We start from the raw sequence: 7,856 nt of genomic DNA on the forward strand, positions 1-7,856 counted from the left end.
ATGTGAGCTGCATCACTCCTTTAGGTACAGAGATCGAATCAATCACCGTCTAAAATACGACCCTCGAGCGCAATCGCATCATTGGCTGATGCCATCGGTACATTTAAAATACCATCGCTAACCGCACGATTAATATTGAGATTAGAAATCAGATTGTCTTTATAGGTAACCGTCAACGAGCGACCGATATTCTGAGAGGTAATACGCTGTAACTTCTGGCTGCCGTTGGGGTTAAAGAATAATCTCACATAAGGACGACCCTGATCATCCTGCTCAGCTAAGACATTTTTCAAATCACTGCGCAATAAGGTCTGACGAGGATCAACATAAATACGCTGATTATTGCGCTCAACCATCACATAGCCATCAATCGGTGTTGCCGATGAAGCATAAATTACCAAAGAGGAGGTGGTGGTACGCTCCGTGCTACCCTGATAAGGTGGTGGTGGGGTCTTAGGAACATTCTCAAGTGGTGTGCCTGTGCCCGTAGTGCGCTGTGTCTTACTAGAGGAGCCGAAGGTACCATCCATAAAGTCATTAAACGTCTGACAGCCGGCTAATAGCGTTGAGCTAACAACCACGCCCAAAAGCAACTTTTTATTAATCTGCATTATTCCTATACTCTCAAAAGATATCAATTAGTTGTAGCTATTAAAGTTTCTATTTTACCGTAATGACAAGAAAATTAATTAAAAATCAACTTTTTACAGTCGATAGCCACTTTTATCAACCACCATCAGCTTGATAATTCACGCACAAAGCGTTTATAAAAACCGTTCATGTGCTTTTAAATAGCGCCATTGACCCTGTGGTAGATCTGCCAAGGTGACATTTCCCATACGTACCCGTTTCAAACCCACGACCGTCAAACCCACCGCCTGACACATGCGACGAATTTGACGCTTTTTACCCTCTTGTAGAATAAACTTTAACTGATCATCATTTTGCCAAGTGACTTCTGCTGGCTTTAATTGCTCACCGTCCAGTGATAGTCCGTAATTTAATAGGCGTAGACCATTATCCGTGAGATTACCCTCAACCCGTACTAAATACTCCTTTTCAACTTCCGAATCCTCAGCGATTAACTGACGCGCGATGCGTCCGTCTTGGGTCAACACCAATAAGCCTTGGGAATCGATATCTAAACGCCCTGCTGGCGCTAAGCCTTTTAGGTGTTGTGGCTCAAATTGATGTTTATTCCGATCAAATTGGCGCTGGGGTGTAATTAAGGAGGTGGCAAGTTTATAATTGCCGTCAGCCTGGTGTGACACATAGCCTACCGGTTTATTTAAAATGATGGTGACGCGCATATCTTGCTTTTGCTGAGCAAGTTTATTTAAACTAATCACTTGCTTAGCGGTGGCCTTGGCGCCAAGACCTACCACTTGACCATCTACCTTAACCCAACCTTTTTCAATATAATGATCAGCTTCACGCCGTGAACAGATACCTCGATCAGCTAAAAGTTTGGATACACGAATTTTTTCTACTGTTTTTTTCATAAGTATTAATAAATTGTAATAATGACTGATACACACCTAGCACAAAATTCTTGGCGTAGCGAAGTCGAACCCTCATTCAGTGAGGTAGAAAAATACTGGTTAACACGTCCGGGCGCACTCACTAGCGGCTTACGCCAAGTAGGTGACTTTTCTATCGAGGTCCTAAATGAGTATATTGCCTATGTTAAAGAGGATGAAGCGTCTGAGCTAAACTTAAAACTAAATGACATCGTTTGGGTACGCGAAATCGTCATGAGCATCAATGCCCAGCAGGCTGTCTATGCTCGCAGTCTTACCAGCTTAGAAGCTTCAAAGACTATCTGGAAAGGCATCCGAGCACTTAATACGCGACCATTGGCAGATATTTTATACAATGATCCAGCGATTAGCCGCAGTCGTTTTGAAACAACTAAACTCACTCCCCCCCTCTCGCTCAGCCAATCCCTTAGGCACTACCTCAAGCTTCCTCAAGGTGAGTTTCTTGCTAGACGTTCGACATTTTTCCAAAATGATATGGGGCTGATGGTTAATGAAGTCTTTTTGCCGGGCTTTTGGCAAGCGCTAGCAAAGCACGCAAAAACGCAGCAGATCAACTTCTAGTGCTCATCAAATAGCCAAGGCGTCTTGCTCGCCAGTGCGGATACGAATTACTTTTTCAACGTTGGTCACAAAAATCTTACCGTCGCCGATTTTGCCGGTACGTGCCGCCTTGATAATAGCCTCAATACACGCATCAACCTGATCCTTGGTCACCACCACATCAATTCTTACCTTGGGCAAAAAATCCACCACATACTCGGCACCGCGATACAGCTCGGTATGACCTCGCTGTCTACCAAAACCTCTGACCTCGGTGACGGTTAAACCGTTAACACCAATTTCAGATAACTCCTCACGCACCTCATCTAATTTAAAAGGCTTAATGATTGCGGTAATTTGTTTCATTAGTTATACCTTAAAATAAATTGTTCTTTTCAATAAGACTTTCGCTATTATCCTTCATTTAATCAAACTTTACAGCTACTCAGCCGCTCTTAACTGTTGTTTTTAGTATTTAAAGCCATGAGCAAGTGGATAGCGCCAATCCAAACCAAAAGCGCCCTCGCTGATGCGGGGACCTGGCGCTGTTTGACGTCTTTTATACTCATTAAACTTTAATAAACGGCTAATTCTCTGCACGGTGGTCTCATCAAAACCCGCTTGCACGATCGCTTCACTACTTTGCTTAAGCTCAATCAAGCGATACAAAATCTCATCTAGCACCTCGTAAGGCGGCAAACTATCTTGATCCACCTGCCCTTCGGCCAACTCCGCCGAGGGCGCTCGACTGATTATGCCTGGCGGAATAATCTCTTGCTGCAGATTACGCCAATGCGCCAAGCGATAAACTAAAGTCTTAGGCACATCTTTAAGAATCGCAAAACCTCCCACGGTATCGCCGTAGAGGGTGCTGTAACCCGTGGCTGCTTCGGATTTATTACCACTGCAAATCACCATGCCCCCGAGTTTATTGGATAAGGCCATTAAAATCACGCCGCGAATTCTGGCTTGTAGATTTTCCTCCGTGGTATCTGCCGGTAGGTCCCCGAATACAGGCGCTAAGCCCGCCATATAGGCATCAAACATGGGTTCAATACTGATTTGGTGATAGCGCACAGCTAAGCGATCAGCCATATCCTCTGCTAAGTCCAAGGATAATTGCGAAGTATATTTGGATGAGAGCATCACGGCAGTGATATTGTCTGCACCAATGGCATCATAAAGTACCGCTAGCACTAAGGCAGAATCCATCCCACCGGATAAACCTAAAGTCGCCTTAGACATGCCACTATCCCTTAAAAAATCACGGGTCGATAACACTAAGGCGCGCCAAATTTCAGCCTCCGTCGCTTCTGTGCTTTGATATAGAAGCGTCTCTGGTAGCGCCTGGGCATGTGACTCAGGGCTAAGCGCATGGGCCTGGACAAAAGACCAACGCTCGCGTTGATCCAGTTGAAAGATGGCCATTGCCTCTACAAAGTGGTCTAATTCAAGCTGCAATTCTTGCTCATGATTTAGTAAAAAGGCATGCCCCTCATAAATTAGCTCATCATGCCCACCCACCTGGTTGGTATAAAAGAGATTGACTGGCTGCTCAGCCAATTGATCGCTTAGACGCTTTTGATACTCACGGATACGACCCACATGATACGGTGTAGCATCTAGCAGCAAGATACTTTTAACGCCCTGCTCAGTCATGCGCTCAGTAAATCCAGTGCGCCAAATCTCATCACCAATGGCAGTGGCAAAATGATGCCCCTTAATATCCAAGCTTGGTGACGCTAAATCAATGCCCTCATCTAAATCAAAGGTATCCCCCAAGCGCTGATTACTTTTTGCCGATAATTGATGATGTGTCTGCTTAACTTCACCATTAAACAACACGGAAGCGCTATTAAATAACTGCCCTTCATGTGGACTTAAGTGGCCCACGACCACATATAAACCCTTACATTGAGCCAATTCTTGCGCTAAACGTTGGAGCGCCTGTTGTTGCTCAACTAAAAAAGCTTGGCGGCTAACCAGATCCTGTAAACCCACGCCACAAAGGGCTAAAGCCGGCAATCACAATAAATCCACCGACTGCGACCGCGCTGCTTTGGCAATGGCAACAATTTTTTGAATATTTGCCTGAAAATCGGCAACAGCGAAACGGGCTTGGGCAACGGCAATTGTTAAAGGGCGCTCAGTCATAACATTTTCACAAATAAAATACGCTTTGCATCAGGCGGCGTACAAAGCCTTTATAATTAAAGATTAGATTAGCAAAATAATTCATTACATTGCGCCACCTGCTTTTTGCTAGGCGCTGTTCTATATTTTACAGATATTTTCAATCAAATGACTGATTCTACTACCCCGGATAACAACACTCACAATCAATTTGACAATAAAGCCAAGGCTTGGTCAGCTCGTTTTAGCGAGCCGGTTTCTGAGCTAGTTAAGCGTTACACTGCATCAGTGGATTTTGATAAACGCCTGGCCCCTTTTGATATTCAAGGTTCGCTTGCGCATGCTGAGATGTTGGCCCATGTGGGCGTTATCAGCAAGGATGATTTAGCCCAGATTGAACAAGGCATGGCTACGATTCTTCAAGAGATCGAGGCGGGTGATTTTGATTGGTCGCTTGATCTTGAAGATGTGCACTTGAATATTGAAAAGCGTTTGGTGGAGCTTATCGGCGATGCTGGCAAGCGCCTACATACCGGTCGCTCACGTAATGACCAAGTAGCGACGGATATGCGCCTCTGGTTACGCGCTGAGATTGACCGCTTACTTGAATTACTCAAGCAGTTACGTCAAGCCTTAGCGCGCGTTGCCCTAGCGCAGCATGCGACGATAATGCCAGGCTTTACACATTTGCAAGTTGCGCAGCCAGTGACCTTCGGTCATCACTTGCTGGCCTATGCAGAGATGTTCCAACGTGATGCAGAGCGTTTAGCTGACTGCCGTCGCCGTGTTAATCGCTCTCCTCTGGGCGCTGCTGCTTTAGCCGGCACCTCCTATCCTATTGATCGTGAGCGTAGCGCTGAGCGTCTGGGTTTTGAGGCGGTCTGTCGTAATTCTTTAGATGCGGTGTCAGATAGGGACTTTGCCATTGAGTTCTGTGCCGCTGCCAGCTTAGTGATGACACATATCTCACGCTTTTCTGAGGAGTTAATTCTCTGGATGAGCCCACGTTTTGGCTTTATTAGACTCGCTGATCGCTTTTGTACTGGCAGCTCCATTATGCCGCAAAAGAAAAACCCTGATGTACCGGAACTAGCGCGCGGTAAAACTGGTCGTGTTAATGGTCATTTAATCGCCCTACTTACGCTGATGAAGTCTCAACCACTGGCTTATAACAAAGACAACCAAGAGGATAAAGAGGGTTTGTTCGATACCGCTGACACCTTACGGGATACCTTAACCATTTTTGTAGATATGGTAGACGGTATAACAGTTAATGCGGATAATATGCGGGATGCCGCACTGCAAGGCTTTTCAACAGCCACAGACTTAGCGGATTACCTAGTCAAAAAAGGCCTGCCTTTCCGTGATGCGCATGAGGCGGTTGCCTTAGCAGTACGCAAATGTGAAGAGCTTAGTTGTGATTTGGCCGAACTGGATTTAGCGCAACTTAAAGCTTTTGACAATCGCATTGAAGAGGATGTGTTTGAGGTCTTAACCCTTGAGGGCTCGGTTGCTGCTCGCAACCACCTTGGTGGCACCGCCCCCGAGCGTGTTAAAGCCGAGGCTGAGCGAATTTTGGCAGAAAAGTAGTTGATAGCCTGAAAAAAAGCTAAGGGTGTATATACATCCTTAGCTTTTTTGTTGAGCTCCTAGGCTGTTATCGTGTGTGCCTTTACTTTGTTAGCATGGATTGGACAGCGTGCCGGCAATTGTTGATAAACCACACATCACTCATCATCCTCAGGTGCACCGAGTGAATTAACTACCCGATAGACCACATCCGCAGTAAAGCCTCGGGAGGCCAGAAAACGCATCTGCTTGGCCCTTTCCTTGGCCTGCGCTTCAGGACTCTGCTGCTTGAATTGCTGCAACAGTGCCTCATCTACCTCGCTCTCTGGATCATAGGGATCTAATCCGTACTTCGCACCAAAGCGCTTTAACCAAAGCTCCCGAGCTCGTTGATACTCCGTATCTTTGAGATCGTCCCGAAGTTCGGCTAATGTGTCGCTATCAAGCTTGTGCTGCGATAGGGTTTGTAGAATTTTTTGATTACCCCAACGCTGCTCTCGACTCTGCACAAAACTCTCTACAAAGCGCTCGTCAGACTGCCAGTTTTCCCGCTGTAGACGGGCCAGCACCGCATCTATCTCATCCAAATCGTCCGTATAGCGCTGCAACTTTTGCCGCAGCTCTGCTTCAGAATGCTCACGACGTGATAAAAACGCAATGGCTCGTGCTAATAAACTGAGCTGCGATTGCTTGGACTTAGCGGCTGAAGACTTAAGCAACAGCTCCTCGGAAAGGGAGCTGTAATCTCCGGGATCGTGACTATCGTGCGAACTCATCTAATTGACTCAGATTTCCTCAGGCGATTCGGCGTCTGCACCCTCAACCGGATCGGTCGACATGGCACGTTGGATAATGCCTAAGTCCTCGCGGATCTTATTCTCAATCTCCATTGCCATGGCAGGATTTTCTCGTAAATACTCACGCACATTGTCCTTACCCTGGCCGATACGGGTGCCTTCATAGCTATACCAGGCACCGGCTTTATCCACAATCCCTGCTTTCACTCCTAGGTCAATAATCTCACCCTCACGTGAAATGCCGGTACCGTACATAATATCAAACTCGGTTTGCTTAAACGGAGGGGCGACTTTATTTTTGACCACCTTAACACGAGTCTCATTACCAATGGTTTCGTCACCACGTTTAATTGAACCAATGCGGCGGATATCCAGACGTACCGAAGAATAGAACTTCAGTGCATTACCCCCAGTGGTGGTTTCAGGACTACCGAACATCACACCGATCTTCATACGAATCTGATTAATAAAGATCACCATGCAATTGGTGCGCTTGATGGAGGCAGTTAATTTGCGTAGCGCTTGACTCATCAAACGTGCCTGCAGACCGGGTAGATTATCACCCATATCACCCTCAATCTCAGCACGTGGCGTTAAAGCGGCAACCGAGTCAATCACGATCAAATCCACTGAACCAGAACGCACTAAGGCATCAGTAATCTCAAGCGCCTGCTCACCTGTATCTGGCTGAGAAATCAAGAGATCCTCAAGATTAATCCCTAAGCGAGCCGCATACTGCACGTCCAAGGCATGCTCAGCATCAATAAAAGCACACGTACCGCCGATCTTTTGCATCTCAGCAATCACCTGTAAGGTTAAGGTGGTCTTACCTGATGACTCCGGACCATAGATCTCGATCACACGACCACGCGGCAGCCCGCCGACACCTAAAGCAATATCCAAGCCTAAGGAACCGGTAGACACAACCTGAATATCGTGCTGGACCTCATTATCCCCGTAGCGCATCACGGATCCCTTACCAAATTGCTTTTCAATCTGGGATAAGGCTGCTGCCAAGGCTTTTGAACGCTCGTCATTAGCCACACTAGTTGCTTTTTTACTCATGCAATTTTCCTTAAAATTAAATTATGGTGCTGATGTAGCGGTACTTGCTCTGCTACGGTGCAATCATTATGCCATTAATTATACTGTATATTTGCACAGTATTGCTAATTTTATCCACCCCTTGTGTTTTTCTTACGACTTAGTATTAAGTGCTACACTTAGCTTTTTGGCAAAAATATGTGGTTCAAAAATCTCAAACTATTTCGTCTCA

General features: G+C 46.1%; 10 protein-coding genes. 3 read left to right on the top strand and 7 right to left on the bottom strand.

The features are described from left to right. Nucleotides 1-38 precede the first annotated feature (38 nt). Together HMPREF3179_RS05390 and HMPREF3179_RS05395 are read right to left on the bottom strand one after the other, a co-directional pair. Nucleotides 39-611, bottom strand: a complete 573-nt coding sequence (locus tag HMPREF3179_RS05390; RefSeq protein ID WP_036558389.1) for a SecDF P1 head subdomain-containing protein — start codon at nt 609-611, stop codon at nt 39-41. A gap of 153 nt (nt 612-764) precedes the next feature. Then, the gene (locus HMPREF3179_RS05395; protein WP_070469942.1) at nt 765-1,502 is read right to left on the bottom strand and encodes a pseudouridine synthase; all 738 of its coding nucleotides are present in this window, start codon (nt 1,500-1,502) and stop codon (nt 765-767) included. A 21-nt stretch (nt 1,503-1,523) separates the two neighbouring features. On the opposite strand from HMPREF3179_RS05395, the gene HMPREF3179_RS05400 reads away from it, so the two are divergent. Continuing rightward, the gene (locus tag HMPREF3179_RS05400) at nt 1,524-2,102 is read left to right on the top strand and encodes a chorismate--pyruvate lyase family protein (protein ID WP_036558385.1); all 579 of its coding nucleotides are present in this window, start codon (nt 1,524-1,526) and stop codon (nt 2,100-2,102) included. Nucleotides 2,103-2,108: 6 nt separating this feature from the next. On the opposite strand, the gene HMPREF3179_RS05405 is transcribed toward HMPREF3179_RS05400, so the two are convergent. From HMPREF3179_RS05405 to HMPREF3179_RS12580, 3 genes are all read right to left on the bottom strand, one after another. Beyond that, nucleotides 2,109-2,447 (bottom strand): P-II family nitrogen regulator, encoded by a 339-nt coding sequence (locus HMPREF3179_RS05405; RefSeq protein WP_018026151.1) that lies wholly within the window; start codon nt 2,445-2,447, stop codon nt 2,109-2,111. A 102-nt stretch (nt 2,448-2,549) separates the two neighbouring features. Continuing rightward, nucleotides 2,550-4,106, bottom strand: a complete 1,557-nt coding sequence (locus HMPREF3179_RS05410) for an NAD+ synthase (RefSeq protein WP_246824382.1) — start codon at nt 4,104-4,106, stop codon at nt 2,550-2,552. Next, entirely contained in the window at nt 4,107-4,235 is a 129-nt protein-coding gene (locus tag HMPREF3179_RS12580; RefSeq protein ID WP_256388747.1) for a hypothetical protein, read from the bottom strand. It abuts the gene before it with no gap. 147 nt (nt 4,236-4,382) lie between these two features. On the opposite strand from HMPREF3179_RS12580, the gene argH reads away from it, so the two are divergent. Next, nucleotides 4,383-5,804: an argininosuccinate lyase gene (argH, locus tag HMPREF3179_RS05415; protein ID WP_018026153.1), complete on the top strand. Its 1,422-nt coding sequence runs from the start codon at nt 4,383-4,385 to the stop codon at nt 5,802-5,804. Between the two features lie 137 nt (nt 5,805-5,941). On the opposite strand, the gene recX is transcribed toward argH, so the two are convergent. Continuing rightward, nucleotides 5,942-6,559 carry a recombination regulator RecX gene (gene recX, locus HMPREF3179_RS05420; protein WP_018026154.1) on the bottom strand — a complete coding sequence of 206 codons (618 nt, stop codon included), beginning with the start codon at nt 6,557-6,559 and terminating at the stop codon, nt 5,942-5,944. 9 nt (nt 6,560-6,568) lie between these two features. Next, nucleotides 6,569-7,645, bottom strand: coding sequence for a recombinase RecA (gene recA, locus HMPREF3179_RS05425; RefSeq protein WP_018026155.1), 1,077 nt, complete (start codon nt 7,643-7,645; stop codon nt 6,569-6,571). Here recA and HMPREF3179_RS12395 point away from each other — a divergent pair. Beyond that, the coding region (locus tag HMPREF3179_RS12395; protein WP_210398755.1) for a hypothetical protein at nt 7,644-7,856 on the top strand (213 nt) is incomplete at its 3' end. The genes recA and HMPREF3179_RS12395 overlap by 2 nt on opposite strands.

The organism is Oligella sp. HMSC09E12, assembly GCF_001808505.1.
GTDB classification, from domain to species: Bacteria; Pseudomonadota; Gammaproteobacteria; order Burkholderiales; family Burkholderiaceae_B; genus Oligella; species Oligella urethralis.